This is a genomic window from Campylobacter sp. 7477a, assembly GCF_014892335.1.
GTDB lineage: Bacteria > Campylobacterota > Campylobacteria > Campylobacterales > Campylobacteraceae > Campylobacter_A > Campylobacter_A californiensis.
The window spans coordinates 40827-59097 of the sequence record NZ_JADBJH010000004.1 but is presented as its reverse complement, the minus strand read 5'-3'; the positions used below and the strand labels follow the sequence as shown (position 1 = coordinate 59097).

The window sequence follows — 18271 nt, the reverse complement described above, 5'->3', positions numbered from 1 at the left end:
ACCTTCTCCTTTAAATTTTATAGATGATTTATTATACTTGCGTTGTAAGCAGCGCCGTATCCGTTGTCGATATTTACGACACTGATCCCGTTTGCACAGCTGTTTAACATACCAAGAAGTGCCGCCACTCCACCAAAACTAGCCCCATACCCAACACTTGTAGGAACAGCTATAACCGGAGCTTTTACAAGACCTGCGACCACGCTAGGAAGCGCACCTTCCATGCCTGCAACGGCGATGATAACCTTTGCTTTTTGGATAGTTTCTAAATTTAAAAACAGCCTATGTATCCCAGCCACGCCGATATCTGAAATTTTTACCACGCTGTTACCAAGGATCTTTGCCGTCTCGTAAGCCTCTTCGACCACCGCAGCATCGGAAGTGCCGGCAGAAACGATGGCTATATAGCTTTGTGTCGTAGCTAGAGGTTTTGGCGTGATGCTTATTGTGTTGCCACGCTCGTTAAAATTTACATTTTCAAACTCGCTTGATAAAAGCTCGTAAATTTCACGATTTGTGCGAGTGATTAGGATATTTTGATCGTATTTTAGTATGCTTAAGACTATGGCTCTTATCTCACTTTGGCTTTTACCGGCACCATAAATCACCTCAGCAACACCGTTTCTAAGCTCTCTTTGCCTATCTATCTTAGCACATCCTATGTCCTCAAAAGGGTAGTTTTTAAGAAATTTAAATGCGCTTTCCTCGTTTATCTCGCCTGATTTTACAGCTTTTATGAAATTTGAAATTTCACTTTTTGTCATAAAAGAACATCCTTTCTAAAACCTTTTAGATCAAGCGTAATCTCAAACTCACCAAGTGAGTTTAGTTTGGAGATTATGGATTTAAATTTATCATCGGTTATGAAAATTTTCATGTGAGCAAACGGCATTTCAAGCTTAAAGCTCTTACCGTCAAATCTCGCTCTAATGTTTGCATATCCATTTTGTATGAGGATATCTTCGGCTTTTTCTACCAGCCTTAGCTCATCAGTGCTAAACTCATAATCCTGCGGTAAACGCGTTAGCAAACAGGCGTAACTTGGCTTATCGTGCGTATAAAGTCCCATCTCAAAAGACAACTCTCTTATCTCTTTTTTTGTGAAATTTTTAAGCAAAGACATTACGCCAAACTCTTTTAATGCCCTTAGCCCAGGTCTAAACTCACCCAGATCATCTAAATTTGTCCCATCTGAAACGTGTTTTATGCCAAGCTCATTTGCGGTTTTTATTATGTTTTTAAATACCTCGGTCTTGCACATATAGCAGCGCATTAGCGGGTTTGACTTGATATTTTCGGGGATGTTTGCCGTGATGATTTTGTGTGAGATGTTAAGATCTCTTGTAAATTCCTTCGCCTCTTTGATCTCGCGAGCTGGGATATAAGGCGAGTGCATGGTGATGGCTACTAAATTTTCGCCAAGCACGTCGTGAGCGACTTTTAGCAAAAAAGAGCTATCAACTCCACCGCTAAAAGCAACTGCTAGTTTGCCTAAATTTTGTATCTCGCTTTTAAGTTGTTCTAGTTTTGTATGCACGCATTACCTCATCTTTTATTTCCTGTATGCTTATGTTAAATTTTATAGCCGCGGCTTCGCATTCATCAAATTCTGGCTTTATCTTTTCCATGCCTTCAAATGTTGAAATTTTAACGCTGATTTCGCCGTATTTTGTCGAAATTTTTTCTATTTTGCGAGATAGTTCTGTCTTTGATACAAGATACTCTCTAACTCCTATGCTTGAAGTGTGCTTAAAGATAAGCTCTTTTAAATTTAAAACGTCTTTGTTTTTGCAAAGAACGCTTAGCTTTACTCCTGCGCGTGATTTTTTCATTATTATAGGTGTTAAAAAGACATCTAACGCGCCGTTTTTAAGTAAAATTTTAGTAGCAAACGCCATTTCTTCCGCGCTCATATCATCAAGATTTGCTTCTATCATTGTATTTGCCACGTGGTTTTCTTCATACTCTTCTTTGCAAAGCATGACTTTTAGTATATTTGCGTGTGGCATATCTTTACCGCCTGCGCCGTATCCAGTTTTTATGATATTTATGTCAGCTTTTTGTCTAAAAATAGCTAATGACTTTAAAATTCCAGCTCCAGTTGGAGTCGTAAGCTCAAATTCTGCCTTTCCTATACTAACTGGAACGTGTGTTAAAATTTCACTTACAGCAGGTGCTGGGACGCTAAGTTCGCCGTGAGCGCACTTTACGCTTCCGCCACCAAGCTCTACGCGAGAGCTGTAAATTTTATCCACATTAAGCGCATCAAAACAGATCGCAGCACCGACGATATCGACTATGCTATCAGTTGCTCCGATCTCGTGAAAGTGCACCGTATTCATGCTTACGCCATGCACTTTTGCTTCAGCTATCGCGATGGTTTTAAAAATTTTTATCGAAATTTCTTTGACATTTTGGTTTAAATTTGAGCTTTCTATCAGCTCTTTTATGCTTTTAAAGCTTCGTTCGTGAGTATGTTTTTTAAGCAAAACGTTAAATTTACTTGCGCTTATGCCACGTTTTTTAACACTTTTAAATTCTAGTTCGTATTCGTCATTAAGTCCTAGTTTATCAAGCTCGCTTTTTAGGTGATCAAAACTAACGCCAAGATCAAGCAAGGCGGCGATATTCATATCACCGCTTATGCCACAACTCGCGTCGTAATACAAAAACGCCATTATTTTACTTTTGGCACCGTTATAGAGCCGGCAGGTAGAACAAGCACGCTTGCATCTTTACCTTTTTGCGCAAATGCTTCATTTAGCGCAGTTTGTAGGTCATGATACGGTTTTAGATGTACCGCTTTCATCTCATCGTCACTTAGATCGCTAACTGCCCAAGTTTGCGCCCAAAGTGAAATTTCAGCCATTTTTGCAGCTTTGTGATATCCTAGGTGAAAGCCGTCTGCGATCTTGTCGATAACTTTTTGAGGAGTATTAGCTGAAGCCATTAGGTTAAAAAATGGTTTTGGACCGATACCGGTGCGGCATTTTGCTACCATTATTAAAATTCCATCTTTTGCAAGGGCTAGTTTGCCATTATCAAGAGCTTTTTGAGCTTGATACAAATCAACATCCATCGGATAAGGAGCTACAGAGATCACGATATTGGCTTTTTTAGGGATATTTACGCAAAATACCTCATCGGCTTTTTTAATACAGTCATAAAAAGAGTCGTTTAGGTCGCCAGTGCTAACATAATAAACTCCATGCTCGCTATCAAGAACAGTCATGATGGAAAATACATCTATGCCGCTTAGAACTTTCATCGCATCTATCATATCTTCATGCACAGGGTTGCCGTCTAGCTTTAGAGCTTGTGCGTCAGAACTTAGCGCTAGCTTATGATTTTGTTCTATCGTTTCGTATTTTGCCACGCCAGGCAAGAACGCCTTTCTACCGCCTGTATAGCCGGCAAAATAATGCGGCTCTACAGAACCGATAGCAATGACTTTTTTAGCTTCGGCTACTATTTTATTTAGATACATTTGAGTTTTATTTTTGCTTTCGCCAAGATATGTCATCTCATCATTTTTAGAGTCATGGCTGTGAACTTCGTTTTTCTTAGCTATCTCTTCATAAATTTCTTTTGAAAATATCATATGATACTCATCCTCGGTAGGATCGCGGTGGCAACCATTTGCGATGATGAAAATTTTCTCTTTATTGCGAAGCTTTGGATAAATTTGTTTTAGAATTTTTGATGTTGGGGTTGGGCGAGTGCCGTCGTTTACTATGATAACTATGCGTTCGTTTGTATCTATAAACTCATCAAAAGTAGCCTTGTTTAGCGGAGCGTTTAGTGCGTCTGCTATGAGTTTTGTCTCATCTTGCTTTGCCACTTCATTTGGCTCAAAAATGCCTATTAAATTTTTATCGTCTACATTTATATTAAAACGATCTTCTTTGCCATAATTTACAGAAATTTGCATCTTTTTTCCTTTTATATAAGTTTAACATCAATTATAACATAAAATTTACTTAAAAATATATTTTAAAATTTTTATTACACTTTATATATTAAAGATGCGATAAGGTCGTATTTTTAATATAAAGAAATTTCTTTGTAATAATAAACTTATAATAAATTGATTGTAAATTTATATTCAAAATTTTAAAAATTTTAATTATCTTTTAATTTTAATATAACTATAATTCGGTCTAAGATTTCTTAAAGAAAGGAAAACATAGTAGATGGAATTTTTAACATCTTTGAGTGAAAGCACGCAGTTTATGCTTCAGCTTGTTGTCGTGCTTGGTTGTTTGTTTTATGGTGCTAAAAAGGGCGGTATGGCTCTTGGTATTTTAGGAGGCATAGGTCTTATTATCCTAGTATTTGGCTTTAAAATGGCTCCAGGTAAACCTGCGGTCGATGTTATTTTAACGATCCTTGCAGTTGTTGTTGCTAGTGCGACATTGCAAGCTACAGGTGGTCTTGACGTTATGCTTCAAATAGCGGAGAAAGTCCTAAGAAAACATCCTAAATTTGTCTGTATCCTAGCTCCTGTTATTGGTTGGACACTAACTATACTATGCGGAACAGGACACACTGTTTATACACTTTTACCGATTATTTATGACGTTTCTATCAAAAGCGGTGTTCGTCCGGAACGTCCTATGGCTGCAACAACTATCTCATCTCAAATGGGTATCGTAGCAAGCCCGGTATCTGTTGCCGGTGTTTCTATGGTTGCGGTTTTACTTGGAACAGGTACAGTTCATATTGAGGGCTTTTCAAGCTATGTTGACCTTTTAAAAGTAACTATCCCGTCAACTTTTATGGGTGTTGTTATGATAGGAATTTGGTCTATTTTTAGAGGTAAAGACCTTGATAAAGACCCTGAATTCCAAGCAAAAATAGCTGATCCTGAGCAAAGAAAATATATCTACGGCTCTGATGATGTTAAATCTTTAATCGGTGTTAAACTTCCTGCAAAACAATGGAACTCAATGTGGATCTTCCTTGCAGCTATCGCTGTAGTTGCGGTTTTAGGTTATTACAAAGAGCTTCGCCCAAGCTGGACTATCTCTAAAGATAGCGCTGTAGTTCAGATCATGGCTGATAAAAAAGAGCTAAAAGCTATAGCTGTAAAAGACGGAAGTATATCAGCTCAAGCAGCAGAATTTAGCGTGGCAAAAGGCAAAGTAGGCGCATCTCAAAAAGCTCAATCAGTTGAGATCACAAACAAAAAAGGTGAAAAAGAGAGTGTTGTTCGCTCTGAAAACGGTACTGTAACTTATACCAATGCAAAAGGTGAAACAACAGAGTATCAAAATGCCTATATTAACGTATCAAGCAAAGAAAAAGGCTCAAAAGTACTAGGTATGGTTGATACTATCCAAATTTTCATGCTACTTGCTGCTTCTATTATGATGATTTATGCAGGCATCAAATCTTCTAAAATCGCTCAAAATGAAATTTTCCACAGTGGTATGGTTGCTCTTGTTGCGATTTACGGTATCTCATGGATGGCAGATACAATGTTCCACTCACATATCGAGATGTTAAAAAGCTCACTTGGTGCGGTCATGGTGGCTTATCCATGGACTTATATCGTAGTTGGTATGCTTATCTCAAAATTCCTTAACTCACAAGCTGCAGCAGCTGCTACATTCGTTCCGCTTGCTGTTCAAATCGGTGTTGATCCAGGCGTTATCATAGCTTTTGCTTCTGCATGCTACGGTTACTTTATCCTACCTACATATCCAAGCGACCTTGCTGCTATTCAGTTTGACCGCTCAGGAACGACTCACATCGGTAAATATGTTATAAACCACAGCTTTATTATCCCTGGTTTTATCGGCGTATTAACTTCATGCGCGATAGGTTATATCTTAGCTACTGCTTACGGCTTTATGCAATAATTCTTAAGCCCTCCCTCTTTGGAGGGCTTTTAAATTTCAAATTCTTCCAGCAAATTTTTTCTTATCACTCATATATACAAAGCTTAAAACTTCGGCTACTGCACGAAATAATGTTTCAGGTATCATGTCGTTTACTTCGCAGAGTTTATAAAGCTCACGTGCAAGAGGTGGATTTTCTATGATCTGCACGCTATTTTCAAGGGCTATTTTGCGAATTTGCATAGCTATCACATCTACACCCTTTGCCAGTATAACCGGCGCAGCATCTCTTGATTTGTCGTATCTTATGGCTACGGCGTAGTGAGTAGGGTTTGTGATAACTACGTCTGCTTGAGGGACGTTTTGCATCATTCTTTTACGAGCCGTTTGCATTTGAAGCCGTCTGATGCGTCCTTTAACTTGCGGATCACCCTCCATTTGTTTATACTCGTCTTTTATCTCTTGTTTACTCATCCTTAGATCTTTAAAATATTGAAAGCGAACGATTAGAAGATCAATTAGTCCTATTATAAATAATATAAGAAGCATGACCCCAACAAGGATGATCATCTTTTCTTTAAGCCATGCAAGCTGATCAAACATCGACAAAAAAAGTGTATGCGGAAGTTCTTTGATGAATTGTAAAAAAAAGTAAAAACCAACTCCAAAGACAGCACTTACCTTTGCTACTATCTTTATGCCGTCGATTAATTTTTTTAAAGAAAATAAATTTTTTAGACCTTTTATGGGATTTATCTTATTAAGATCCGGCGTTATTGGTTTTGTGGTAAATATAAGACCAAACTGCATCACATAGGCGATTATCCCTACAATGCCCACGCACACGCAGATAGGCAGTATCATTAAAAGCGCGCGACCAAGAGTATTGATAGCTATCATGTGTATGGCGCTTACCGTTAGTTCTTTGCCTATGAAACTTTGATAATACATATATAAAGAAACAAGTTGATCTTTCATAAAGCCAAGCATGACTATAAGCATTGTTATCGCAACAAGCAGAGTTGCAAAACCACTTATGTCTTGACTTTTGGGGACGTTGCCGTCTTTTTTGGCGTCTTCTATCTTTTTGGAGGTTGCTTCTTCGGTTTTCTCTTCGTCTTCGCCTGCCATATCTTCTCGCTAAAATTTTTGGCTTATTATATCTTAAATTTATATCTTTAAATAAATTTAAAAAGAAGAGCAATTTTATCTTATATACTTAAAAATATTTAAAAATAATTACTTATAAATAATAAAATTTATTGTAGTTTTAGTTTTGTTATATTATTATTAAAACCTAATTTAAATCTTTAAAAAAAGGAGTAGTTGTGAAGACTAAAATTTTATTCCTAAGTTCAGTTGCTTTAGCGAGCTCCCTTTTTGCAGGAAATCTTGCAAAAGACGCATTAGATGCAGGCATAGTACCTCTTCCTAGTGATGGAAAAGCACTTACTAAGATGATAAATGACGCAGCGCCTGATGCTAAAGAGTATCCTACTACTATGGCTGCTTATGAGCTTGGCATGAGATTATATTTTGATCCTCGCCTTTCTAAATCAGGCATCATAAGTTGTAATACCTGTCATAACCTAGGTCTTGGCGGTGTTGATGGCGTGCCTGCTTCAACAGGACATAAATGGACTCCAAACCCACATCACGTAAACGCTCCAACTGTTTACAATTCAGTATTTAACTCTGTTCAGTTTTGGGATGGACGTGCCGCACATCTAGCCGCACAAGCTGCAGGTCCTATGACCGCACTTCCTGAGATGGCATCTACTCCTGAGCTTGTTGTGGATAGACTAAAGTCAATCCCTGCTTATGTTGATGAGTTTAAAAAAGCGTTTAATAGCGAGATAAATTTTGATCTTGTAACGACTGCGATTGGAATTTTTGAAAGAACACTTGTCACTCCGTCAAGATTTGACAAATTTCTTGAAGGTGATGAAAATGCACTAAATGATGCTGAGAAAAAAGGTCTTCAAATTTTCCTTGATAAAGGTTGTGCTACTTGTCACAACGGTGTAAATTTAGGCGGAACACTTCAGCCGTTTGAGGTTGCTGCTAAGTATGAATTCGCAGATGTTGGCGACTTTAAAGGCGATGCTAACGGTATGGTAAAAGCACCTACTTTGCGTAATATCGAGCTAACGGCACCGTATTTCCACAATGGCGCGATCTGGTCTTTAAAAGATGCGGTTAAAGCTATGGGAAGTATACAGCTTGGCATAGATATAAATGATAATGAGGCTAACAGTATCGTAACGTTCTTAAATTCATTAACAGGCAAAATGCCTAAAATCGAATATCCGATGCTTCCTGCTTCTACGGATAAAACTTCAAAACCTGAACTTGACTACTAAAATTTAAGGGGCGCGTTAAGCGCTCCTTTTGCTTTCAACTAAAATTTATTAATTTTATAGTAAAATCCACTACTTATAACCAACAAAGCTCCATAAATCTTTTAAAATTTAAAAGTGCTTTTTGGTAACTTACCACATGAAAGGATAGCATGTCAAAGTACGCTATTATCAAGAACGGCGGGAAACAATACAGAGTTAGCGAAGGTCAATTCCTAAATTTAGATCGTTTTGAAGCCGAAGCAAAATCAACCGTTGAAATTACAGAAGTTTTGGCTGTAAATGACGGCGTAGTTAAGGTAGGTGCACCGTTTGTTGAGGGTGCAAAAGTTGTCTTAGAAGTCGTAGCACTAGGTAAAGATAAAAAAGTTGTTATCTATAAAAAACGTAGACGTAAAGACTCAAAGCTTAAACGCGGTTTTAGAAGACAATACACACGCGTTAAAGTAGTAAGCATAGCAGGCTAAGGAGAAAAGATATGGCACACAAAAAAGGTCAGGGCTCAACCCAAAATAACCGTGATAGTATCGGACGTCGTTTAGGTGTTAAAAAATTCGGTAGCGAATTTGTTCGTGCAGGTAACATTATAATCCGCCAAAGAGGCACAGCAACTCATCCAGGCAATAACGTGGGCATGGGTAAAGATCACACTATCTTTGCTCTTGTTGATGGGTATGTGAAATTTGAGCGTAAAGATAAAAACCGCAAAAAAGTTTCTGTTTATCCAGCAGCTTAATCCTAAACCAGAGGGCTTTTGCCCTCTTTTTCCCTTAAGCTTAAAATATATCTCATAAAATTTCAAATCACTAAAATTTATCCTTTATTTTTGCACTAAACCTGCTATAATTGCGCAAAATTGATCAAGGAAATTTAAATTGCCGTTATTTGAAAATTTTAAACAACAAAAAAATCTTATCTTTCTTTCGCTGTTTTTATCAGCCATCTGTGCTTTAATGCTTATTAGCAAAAGCTTCATGGTTATAGCCTTTGGAATTTGTATATTTTTATATGGAATTTCCGTATTAGAGCTTAGTTTTTCGGGCTTATCAGGTATTGAAACATTTTTAAAAAATACAACAAGTAGCAAATTTAAAAGTTTCCTTTTTGGTCTTATATCTACTTTTATAATGCAATCAAGCGGTCTGGTTAGTGTGATCGCCATATCTTTTTTAAGTGCCAGTCTTATAACGCTTGGTGCTGGATTAGCTATCATTTATGGGACAAATCTAGGCACTGTTTCTACTACTTGGCTGGTTGCAGGTGTTGGGTTAAAAACCCAGATCATTTACTACGCTATGCCGCTTATCATTATCGGCGTTATAATGTTTTTTAATAAGTCAAAAGGTATTAAAAGCGGAGGATATTTTCTTTTTAGTATAGGGCTTTTATTTTTAGGGATACACTATATGAAGTCTGGATTTGACGGTATCAAAGATACTATAGATCTTGCTGCATACGCTATGGACGGTATTAAAGGGCTTTTGGTTTATACGCTCATAGGTATTATCGTAACGGTTTTGATGCAAAGTTCAACGGCAACGCTAACATTAACTATAACGGCTTTAAGCGTAGGGCAGATGAGCTATGAAAACGCTATTGCGATAGCGATAGGCTCAAACGTAGGAAGCACCGTCGTAGCTGTGATTGGTTCGATAAACGCAAATTCCGAGGGTAAAAAGCTGATGTTAGGGCATGTGATATTTAATATAGCCTCTGCAACGATAATGCTTTGTTTTATAAATTCCATCATTCCCATTACTGACTTTGTGGCTGATTTTTTGGGCATAGACGGCAGTGATTATTCGCTAAAACTCGCTATTTTTCATACTTTGTTTAACCTGATTGGAATTGTTATATTTTATCCTTTGACGACAAGGCTGACCATACTTTTAGACCGCCTAATAAAACCGGCTCAAATTCGATCAAAAGTGATAACGGCTAAATTTTTAGATGAAAAATCCATCCAATTCGTCGATAGTGCGTTAATCGTTTTAGTAAAAGAGATGGCACATTTATATGAAAACACGACATCTATCATCGCAAAATCAATTAGCATAAGCAAAAACGATATTGATTCGCCACTTTCATCACAAGAGGTTATAGAGGCTAAAAATACACCAATGGCTATAGACTTTGACGAGCTTTATAATAATAGATTTAAAGAAGTTTATAGTCAGATAATCAGCTATCTAATAAGCGCTAGTGCAAACGCTACGGAAAAAGATATCGCTAAATTTATGGATATTCGTCGTGGGGCGCTTTTGTTGGCAGAAACATTAAAAGATGTAAAAAATATCCAGCCAAATGTATTTAAATTTATGAGTTCATCTAACGAATACATAAAAGCCGAATACGACAAACTTCGTGTAAAAATTTTACATATTTTACGCGTTATAAAGCGTATCCAAGACTTTGAGATAGATAGCAAATCAGGGCTAAAAGAGCTAAGGCGACTTTATGATGAGTATGAAAGTGTGCAGTTTGCACCTGATATTTTGCTAAACGAGCGTAAAATTTCAAACAAAATGGCGACATCGCTCATGAACGACACCGATATCGTAAAAGAAATGACTAGAAATTTGTTAAAAATTATCGAAATAATATCTACTAGAAGCGAAGATGAGGGAGAATTTGAGATAATTAGACGCAACCTCATGAGTAGCAAACAGCTTTAAATTTCAGCAATTTTAGCTATAATCGCCTAAAAATTAAAGGTAAAATATGTTTATAGATAGCGTAAAATTAACATTGGCTTCAGGACATGGCGGAGCCGGAGCTGTAAGTTTTAGACGTGAAAAACACGTTATTTTAGGTGGTCCTGATGGCGGAGATGGCGGAGATGGCGGAGATGTTTATTTTGTCATCGACAACAACTCTCATACACTAGCGGCATATAAAGGCAAAAACAAACTAAGCGCTAAAAACGGCGAGCCAGGCATGGGTCGTAGGATGACTGGCAAAAAAGGCGAGAGCTTGGAGCTTATCGTTCCACCGGGAACTGCCGTGTATGATGATGAAACTGGAGAGTTACTACTTGATCTAGTAAACGAGGGCGAGCGAGTGTTGTTTTTAAAAGGGGGTAAAGGCGGTCTTGGTAACGTACATTTTAAAAGCTCGACCAACCAAGCTCCTGAATACGCACAAAAAGGCACTCCAGAAGAAATTTGCAATGTTCGTTTAGAGTTAAAGCTAATTGCCGATGTCGGACTTGTCGGCTTTCCAAATGTTGGTAAAAGCACGCTTATATCGACTGTTTCAAACGCTAAACCACAGATAGCAAACTATGAATTTACAACCCTTACGCCAAAACTTGGACTCGTAGAAGTTGATGAATATAACGGCTTTGTTATGGCTGATATCCCAGGTATAATCGAAGGTGCAAGCGATGGACGAGGGCTTGGAATTCAGTTTTTAAAACACATCGAGCGAACTAAAATTCTGCTTTATATGATAGATCTAGCAAACTACCGTGAGCTTGATGAGCAGTTTTTTACTCTTCGTGCCGAGGTTGAGAAATTTTCTCCCGAGCTTGCCAAAAGAGACTATGCTATCGCACTAACCAGAATGGATGCGGCAGAAAATTTAGAGGAAAAAGTAGGTGAATTTATAAGCAAGCTTGGTCTTAAGGCTGGAGATAAATTTAAGCAAGATATTTATGAATTTGATGCCTTAAAACCATACTTTATATTACCTATCAGCTCTGCGACAAACGAGAACATAAGCGAGCTTAAATTTAGCTTGCTTGAATTGCTTAAAAAAGATAAGTAACCGTCGCAGGAGATAGTATGAATATAATTTTTATGGGAACTCCCGAGTATGCTACGGATATATTAAGTGAAATTTTAAAAGCGGACATCAAGGTTGTAGGCGTATTTACTCAACCCGACAAGCCGGTTGGCAGGAAGCAGGTTCTGACTCCGCCGCACATCAAAACTTTTTTAAATGAGAACTATAAAGATATCCCTGTGTTTCAACCTATAAATTTAAAAGAGCAAGAAACACATGAACAAATTCGTTCTTTAAAACCTGACTTTATTGTGGTTGCAGCTTATGGACAGATCTTACCTAAGGCCATTTTAGATATCGCTCCTTGTATAAATTTACATGCCTCTATACTTCCTAAATATCGCGGTGCAAGCCCCATACAAAGCGCACTTTTAGCGGGAGAAACGACAACGGGTATAACGGCGATACTGATGGATGAGGGGCTTGATACGGGTGCGATACTTGCATTTGCATATACAAACTGTGAAGATAAAACAAGCGGAGAGCTTTTTGATGAACTTGGAAAGATCGCAGGAGAGCTTATAGTTGATGTTTTGCAAAATTTTCCAACCATCACACCACAGCCGCAAGATGACACGCAAGCTACGATTTGCAAGAAGATAAAAAAACAAAGTGGACTTTTTAGCTTTGACGAAGATGCTAGTCAAATTTATAATAAATTTCGTGCCTACACGCCTTGGCCCGGGATATTTTTAGAAAGCGGACTTAAAATTTTAAGCCTAAAACCATTACAGATGAGCGGAAAAAGCGGTGAAATTTTAGAAATTTCAAAAGATGGTTTTGTTGTTGCTTGTAAAAGCGGTGCTTTGCAAATTTTAAGCCTGCAAGAGCCAAGCAAAAAGGCTGTTAATGCGACGGCGTATCTAAACGGCAAAAGGCTTGGCATTGGTGATAGAATTTCTTGAGGAGTGTGCCTCAACGCATAATGAAATTACCCAAGGCGTAAGAGTCGGTGTCATAAAGCCGCCATTTGCTATGTGCGCTAAAACCCAAACAGCAGGTGTTGGAAGTAGGGGAAATAAATGGATAGGACTTGAGGGCAATCTTTTTTTATCATTTTGCTTGCATAAAAACGCACTTCCTGATGACTTAAATGACGCGTCGATATCTATTTATTTTTCCATGATAATGAAAAATTTTTTAGAAAATTTAGGTTCTAAAATTTGGGTTAAATGGCCAAATGATTTTTACGTAAATGACCTTAAAATCGGCGGAACGATCAGCACTAAAATAGGCGAAATTTATATCGGAAGCATAGGTTTAAATTTAGCCCGCGCTCCCCAAAATACGGGTGTTTTAGACATCAAAACTACTCCGAATGACGTTGTTTGGGGCTTTTGCGATAAGCTTGAAGAAAAAATCCCGTGGAAGCAAATTTTTAGCAAATTTAAGATAGAATTTGAGCGTTCAAAGAGTTTCATAACGCATATAAATGGCGAAATAGCGGATTTATCGGCAGCTTCGCTTTGTGAAGATGGTTCTATTTTGTTAGATAATAAAAAGGTGTATTCTTTAAGATGAGTGAAGTTATAACAATAGCAAATCAAAAGGGCGGAGTAGGTAAGACGACTACGGCAGTAAATTTAGCAGCCTCATTAGCAGTCGCAGAGAAAAAAGTCTTACTTATTGATATTGATCCGCAAGCAAACGCTACTACGGGAATGGGATTTAGTAGAAGTGACTATGAATTTAATATCTACCATGTTTTAACTGATCGCAAAAAACTTTCGCAAATAGTACTAAAAACAGAAATCCCAACACTTTTTCTAGCGCCGTCAAATATCGGCTTGGTTGGCATAGAGCAGGAATTTAACGACCAAAGTAAAGATTACAAACTGATCTTGAAAAACAAAATAGCCGAGGTTTTAGACGATTATGACTTTATCATCATCGATAGCCCTCCTGCTCTTGGCAGTATTACGATAAATGCTTTAAGTGCTAGCGATAGCGTTATTATACCGATACAGTGTGAATTTTATGCACTTGAGGGGCTTGCGCTTATACTAAATACAGTAAAAATCATCAAAAAAACTATAAATCCAAAGCTTAGCATAAAGGGATTTTTGCCGACCATGTTTAGTTCTCAAAACAATCTCTCAAAAGAGACGGTGGCAAATTTAAAGCAGCATTTTAAGCACAAGCTTTTTGTTAGCAAAGACAGCGAAGATGATTTGGTTATTATCCCGCGTAATGTAAAGCTTGCCGAAAGCCCGAGTTTTGGCAAGCCGGTTATTCTTTACGATATAAAGTCACCAGGCTCGATCGCATATCAAAATTTGGCTCATTCGATACTTAATTAAGGACAATAATGGCAAAGAAAAAGTTAGAAATCAATCTAGGAAATATGCTCTCTGACGCAAATTCTGCATACAAAGATGATGATGTTCTTGACTATTTTGGACTTAGCTCCGATGTGGTTGAAGAGATTGATGTAGCTAAAATATCGCCAAATCCATATCAACCACGTAAAAATTTTGATGAAGAAGCCTTAAAAGAATTGGCTCAAAGTATTAAACGACACGGTCTTATTCAACCTATTATTGTTATTAGAAAAGACGGCGGATATATGCTTATCGCGGGCGAGCGTAGATTTAGAGCCACAAAGCTACTTAATGAAAGCAAGATAAAGGCGATAGTTGCCAACCTAGAATCAAAAAATTTAAGAGAAATCGCACTTATTGAAAATATTCAACGTGAAAATTTAAATCCTATAGAGCTTGCTAATTCGTATAAAGAACTTATAAGCGAGTATAAAATCACCCAAGAGGGGCTATCAAATATAATCCACAAAAGTCGCACGCAAATAACAAACACAATGCGTCTTTTGCTTTTAAGCGAAACAACAAAACGACTTTTGCAAGAAGATAAAATCACGCAAGGTCATGCAAAAGTCATAGTTGGACTTAAACCTGATGAGGAAAAAATGGTAGTTGATACTATCATTGGACAAAAACTTAGTGTGCGCGAAACCGAAAATTTAGTCAAAAAAATAAAATCCGGAAACGAGATCAAAAAAGAGATTTTAGAAGTATCTAAAGAGTATGAAAGTGAACTTTCAAATCTTCAAAAAATATTTAAAAATTTCAATATAAATGCAAAGATAAAGTCAAAAAATTTAATATTAAAATTTGACGACATATCGCAGATACAAGACTTTATAAATAGACTAAAATAATTTTTATGGAGTTTAATCTTATTTTTTACTAAATTATTGTAAAATTAGGCTCGATTTTATTTATTAAATAAAACTTAAAAACAAAGAAGGAGAGTGGATGTTAGAGATAGATTTGCCTCTAGTCGTCTTAACGGCCATGGTTTTCTTGGCTCTTATTGCTATTTTAAATCCTCTGCTTTACAAACCTATGTTGAAATTTATAGATGAACGAAACGCCTCTATAAAAAGCGACGAGGAAAGCACGAGTAAAAATGCAAATGACCTTAGCGTTCATGAAAAAGAGATAGAAAATATCATCTTAAACGCTAGAGCTGAGGCTAACAAGATTAGACAAGATGCCTTGAGTGCCGCAAAAGACAGCGCTTTTAAAGAAGCTGAGGCAAAAAGGGCTGAATTTGAAGCTGACTACAACAGTTTTTTAAATTCTTTAAGCGCTCAAAAAGAGCAGTTAAAGGCTGATTTGGTTGCAAATTTACCGGAACTTAAGTCAGCGTTAAATAGCAAATTGGCTAGAATTTAAAGGAGTGTTATGAAGATAAAATTTTTACTTCTAATGGTTTTACCTATACTTGCTTTTGCTAGTGATCACAGTGGTGCAAACTACGACATAATCGAAAGAGCATTAAACTTTTTGTTGTTTTTTAGTATTTTGATCTACTTTGTCGCTAAACCACTTAAACAACTATACTTAGATAGGATAGCAAACATAGCTAATAAGCTTGAAAGTATCCAGGAAAAACTTCGCGCTTCAAAAGCCAAAAAAGATGATGCTTTAAAACGTGTTGAAGAGGCTAAAATCAATGCTGCTTCACTTGTTGAAACAGCTAAAAAAGAGGCTCAAAATTTAGTTCAAAAAGTTAAAAAAGAGAGTGAGCTAGAGATTGTAAACATGGAAAGAAGCTTCAAAGATCAAAAAGATTTTGAAGAGCGCAAGATGACAAAAACAGTCGTTAATGAGATCTTGAATGAAATTTTTGCTAGCGATAGCTTAAAAATCGATCAAAAAGAACTCATCAATATCATACTAAAAAAGGTTAGCTAATGAATGAAGCGGTAACAAAAAAATACGTAAAAGCTATTTTAGGCAACCTAAATGCTAACGACCTGGAGAAATTTGTAGCAAATTTAGCTGAAATTTCAGCTGCTTTTGGTGTTGAAAAATTTAGAAATATTATAAATTTACCAACATTAAAAAGCATGCAAAAGGTTGAATTTATACTGTCACTTGTAAATAACCCTAGTCAAAATTTTGTAAATTTTATAAAATTGCTAGGCAGCAACAAAAGACTTGAAATAATACCCGCAGTACTTGCAGAGATAAAAGCGCAACAAGCAAAGCTAAATAACATTTACAACGGTAATGTTGTTGGAAATTTTGATATAAACGATGATCAACTTAAGTCATTGGAAGAAAATTTCTCAAAATGCTTTGATGCAAAAGTGAAGCTTGATGGCGAAAATAGCGATTATAACGGTATTAAGATAGAGCTTGATAGTTTGGGGGTAGAGGTAAATTTCTCTATTGATAGATTAAAAGCTCAACTAAGCGAACATATATTAAAAGCAATTTAAAAGGAGTAAAAGCGTGAGTGCAAAAATTAAAGCTGACGAAATTAGCGCGATAATTAAAGAGCGAATTGAAAATTTCGATCTAAGCGTTGACGTTGAAGAAACGGGCAAGGTTATATCGGTTGCTGACGGTGTTGCTAATGTTTATGGTCTTAAAAACATTATGGCAGGCGAAATGGTTGAATTTGAGAGCGGCGAAAAAGGCATGGCTCTTAACCTTGAAGAGAGCAGTGTAGGTATAGTTATCCTTGGCAAAACAAGCGGTATACAAGAGGGAAGCTCTGTAAAAAGACTAAAAAAACTTTTACGTGTTCCTGTTGGTGACGCACTTATCGGTCGTGTTGTAAACTCACTTGGTGAGCCAATAGACGCAAAAGGTCCTATCGAAGCTACTGAAACTCGCTTCGTAGAAGAAAAAGCAAAAGGTATCATGGCTAGAAAATCAGTTCATGAGCCACTTCAAACAGGTATTAAAGCCATCGACGCACTTGTGCCTATCGGTCGCGGACAACGCGAGCTAATCATTGGTGACCGCCAAACTGGTAAAACAACAGTTGCGATAGATACCATCATTAACCAAAAAGGTCAAGATGTTGTATGTATCTATGTTGCTATTGGTCAAAAGCAATCAACCGTCGCTCAGGTTGTTAAAAAACTTGAAGAATACGGCGCAATGGACTATACTATCGTTGTAAATGCTGGTGCATCTGATGCTGCAGCACTTCAATATCTTGCTCCATATGCTGGTGTTACAATGGGTGAATACTTCCGTGATAATTCACGCCATGCGCTAATTATTTATGATGATTTATCAAAACACGCTGTTGCATACCGCGAGATGTCACTTATCTTACGTCGTCCTCCGGGTCGTGAGGCATATCCTGGTGACGTTTTCTACCTACACTCAAGACTACTTGAAAGAGCAAGTAAGCTAAACGACGCACTTGGCGCTGGTTCATTAACGGCTCTTCCTATTATCGAAACACAAGCCGGTGACGTTTCTGCGTATATTCCAACTAACGTTATTTCGATTACCGACGGACAAATTTTCCTTGAGTCTGACCTATTTAACTCAGGTATCCGCCCTGCGATCAACGTTGGTCTTTCTGTTTCTCGTGTTGGTGGTGCGGCTCAAATTAAAGCTACAAAACAAGTTTCTGGTAACCTAAGACTTGACCTTGCCCAGTATCGCGAGCTTCAAGCGTTTGCGCAATTTGCAAGTGACCTTGACGAAAGTTCGAGAAAACAACTAGAGCGTGGACAGAAAATGGTTGAAGTTCTAAAACAACCTCCTTATAGCCCACTAGCTGTTGAAAACCAAGTTGTAATCGTATTTGCAGGTTCAAAAGGCTACTTAGATGATATAGCCACTACAAGTGTTACTAAATTTGAAGCAGAGCTTTATCCTTATATAGAGGCTAAATATCCTGAAATTTTTGAACAAATTAGAACTAAAAAAGTTCTTGACAAAGAAGTTGAAGAGCTTTTACATAAAGCGTTGAAAGACTTTAAAGCGACTTTCTCTGCTAACTAAGGCT

Annotated in this window: 19 protein-coding genes; 14 read left to right on the top strand and 5 right to left on the bottom strand. The window is 37.3% G+C overall.

What is annotated here, in order from left to right; translation table 11 throughout:
* Positions 1–17 precede the first annotated feature (17 nt).
* Genes larB through larA form a run of 4 tightly spaced genes read right to left on the bottom strand, consistent with a single transcriptional unit; the run spans position 18 to position 3931 of the window.
* A complete protein-coding gene (larB, locus tag CCAL5182_RS02600) occupies positions 18–764 on the bottom strand; it encodes a nickel pincer cofactor biosynthesis protein LarB (protein ID WP_169971831.1) in 747 nt (248 codons plus the stop codon).
* On the bottom strand, positions 761–1537 hold the full coding sequence (larE, locus tag CCAL5182_RS02595) for an ATP-dependent sacrificial sulfur transferase LarE (RefSeq protein ID WP_169971830.1): 777 nt from the start codon (positions 1535–1537) through the stop codon (positions 761–763). The genes larB and larE overlap by 4 nt, the downstream gene beginning before the upstream one ends.
* A complete protein-coding gene (larC, locus tag CCAL5182_RS02590) occupies positions 1512–2678 on the bottom strand; it encodes a nickel pincer cofactor biosynthesis protein LarC (protein ID WP_169971829.1) in 1167 nt (388 codons plus the stop codon). Before larC ends, larE begins: the two co-directional genes overlap by 26 nt.
* Positions 2678–3931: a nickel-dependent lactate racemase gene (gene larA / locus CCAL5182_RS02585; protein ID WP_336610174.1), complete on the bottom strand. Its 1254-nt coding sequence runs from the start codon at positions 3929–3931 to the stop codon at positions 2678–2680. The genes larC and larA overlap by 1 nt, the downstream gene beginning before the upstream one ends.
* Positions 3932–4193: 262 nt before the next feature.
* Between larA and CCAL5182_RS02580 the strand changes: the two genes are divergently transcribed.
* On the top strand, positions 4194–5864 hold the full coding sequence (locus CCAL5182_RS02580; RefSeq protein WP_169971827.1) for an anaerobic C4-dicarboxylate transporter: 1671 nt from the start codon (positions 4194–4196) through the stop codon (positions 5862–5864).
* A 36-nt stretch (positions 5865–5900) separates the two neighbouring features.
* Here the strand turns inward: CCAL5182_RS02580 and flhB are convergent, their stop codons facing one another.
* Complete coding sequence (flhB, locus tag CCAL5182_RS02575) at positions 5901–6974, bottom strand: flagellar biosynthesis protein FlhB (protein WP_169937131.1); 1074 nt, start codon at positions 6972–6974, stop codon at positions 5901–5903.
* A 197-nt stretch (positions 6975–7171) separates the two neighbouring features.
* Between flhB and CCAL5182_RS02570 the strand changes: the two genes are divergently transcribed.
* The 13 genes from CCAL5182_RS02570 to atpA all read left to right on the top strand — a co-directional run bounded on the left by CCAL5182_RS02570 (position 7172) and on the right by atpA (position 18267).
* Positions 7172–8206 carry a cytochrome-c peroxidase gene (locus CCAL5182_RS02570; RefSeq protein WP_336610173.1) on the top strand — a complete coding sequence of 345 codons (1035 nt, stop codon included), beginning with the start codon at positions 7172–7174 and terminating at the stop codon, positions 8204–8206.
* Positions 8207–8355: 149 nt separating this feature from the next.
* Positions 8356–8670, top strand: coding sequence for a 50S ribosomal protein L21 (gene rplU / locus CCAL5182_RS02565; RefSeq protein ID WP_169937135.1), 315 nt, complete (start codon positions 8356–8358; stop codon positions 8668–8670).
* An 11-nt stretch (positions 8671–8681) separates the two neighbouring features.
* Entirely contained in the window at positions 8682–8939 is a 258-nt protein-coding gene (gene rpmA / locus CCAL5182_RS02560) for a 50S ribosomal protein L27 (protein WP_169937136.1), read from the top strand.
* 139 nt (positions 8940–9078) lie between these two features.
* Entirely contained in the window at positions 9079–10878 is a 1800-nt protein-coding gene (locus CCAL5182_RS02555) for a Na/Pi cotransporter family protein (RefSeq protein WP_336610172.1), read from the top strand.
* Positions 10879–10924: 46 nt separating this feature from the next.
* Positions 10925–11971, top strand: coding sequence for a GTPase ObgE (gene obgE / locus CCAL5182_RS02550; protein ID WP_170015075.1), 1047 nt, complete (start codon positions 10925–10927; stop codon positions 11969–11971).
* 17 nt (positions 11972–11988) lie between these two features.
* Positions 11989–12894 carry a methionyl-tRNA formyltransferase gene (gene fmt / locus CCAL5182_RS02545; protein WP_336610171.1) on the top strand — a complete coding sequence of 302 codons (906 nt, stop codon included), beginning with the start codon at positions 11989–11991 and terminating at the stop codon, positions 12892–12894.
* Positions 12875–13510 (top strand): biotin--[acetyl-CoA-carboxylase] ligase, encoded by a 636-nt coding sequence (locus CCAL5182_RS02540; RefSeq protein WP_336610170.1) that lies wholly within the window; start codon positions 12875–12877, stop codon positions 13508–13510. The genes fmt and CCAL5182_RS02540 overlap by 20 nt, the downstream gene beginning before the upstream one ends.
* Positions 13507–14289: a ParA family protein gene (locus tag CCAL5182_RS02535; protein WP_169937146.1), complete on the top strand. Its 783-nt coding sequence runs from the start codon at positions 13507–13509 to the stop codon at positions 14287–14289. Before CCAL5182_RS02540 ends, CCAL5182_RS02535 begins: the two co-directional genes overlap by 4 nt.
* Before the next feature lie 8 nt (positions 14290–14297).
* Positions 14298–15164: a ParB/RepB/Spo0J family partition protein gene (locus CCAL5182_RS02530; RefSeq protein ID WP_394346903.1), complete on the top strand. Its 867-nt coding sequence runs from the start codon at positions 14298–14300 to the stop codon at positions 15162–15164.
* A gap of 97 nt (positions 15165–15261) precedes the next feature.
* Positions 15262–15684, top strand: coding sequence for a FoF1 ATP synthase subunit B' (locus CCAL5182_RS02525; RefSeq protein WP_169937148.1), 423 nt, complete (start codon positions 15262–15264; stop codon positions 15682–15684).
* Between the two features lie 9 nt (positions 15685–15693).
* A complete protein-coding gene (locus CCAL5182_RS02520) occupies positions 15694–16206 on the top strand; it encodes a F0F1 ATP synthase subunit B (protein WP_169937150.1) in 513 nt (170 codons plus the stop codon).
* Positions 16206–16736: a F0F1 ATP synthase subunit delta gene (locus CCAL5182_RS02515; RefSeq protein WP_336610169.1), complete on the top strand. Its 531-nt coding sequence runs from the start codon at positions 16206–16208 to the stop codon at positions 16734–16736. The genes CCAL5182_RS02520 and CCAL5182_RS02515 overlap by 1 nt, the downstream gene beginning before the upstream one ends.
* A gap of 13 nt (positions 16737–16749) precedes the next feature.
* Positions 16750–18267, top strand: a complete 1518-nt coding sequence (gene atpA / locus CCAL5182_RS02510) for a F0F1 ATP synthase subunit alpha (protein WP_169937154.1) — start codon at positions 16750–16752, stop codon at positions 18265–18267.
* Positions 18268–18271 lie beyond the last annotated feature (4 nt).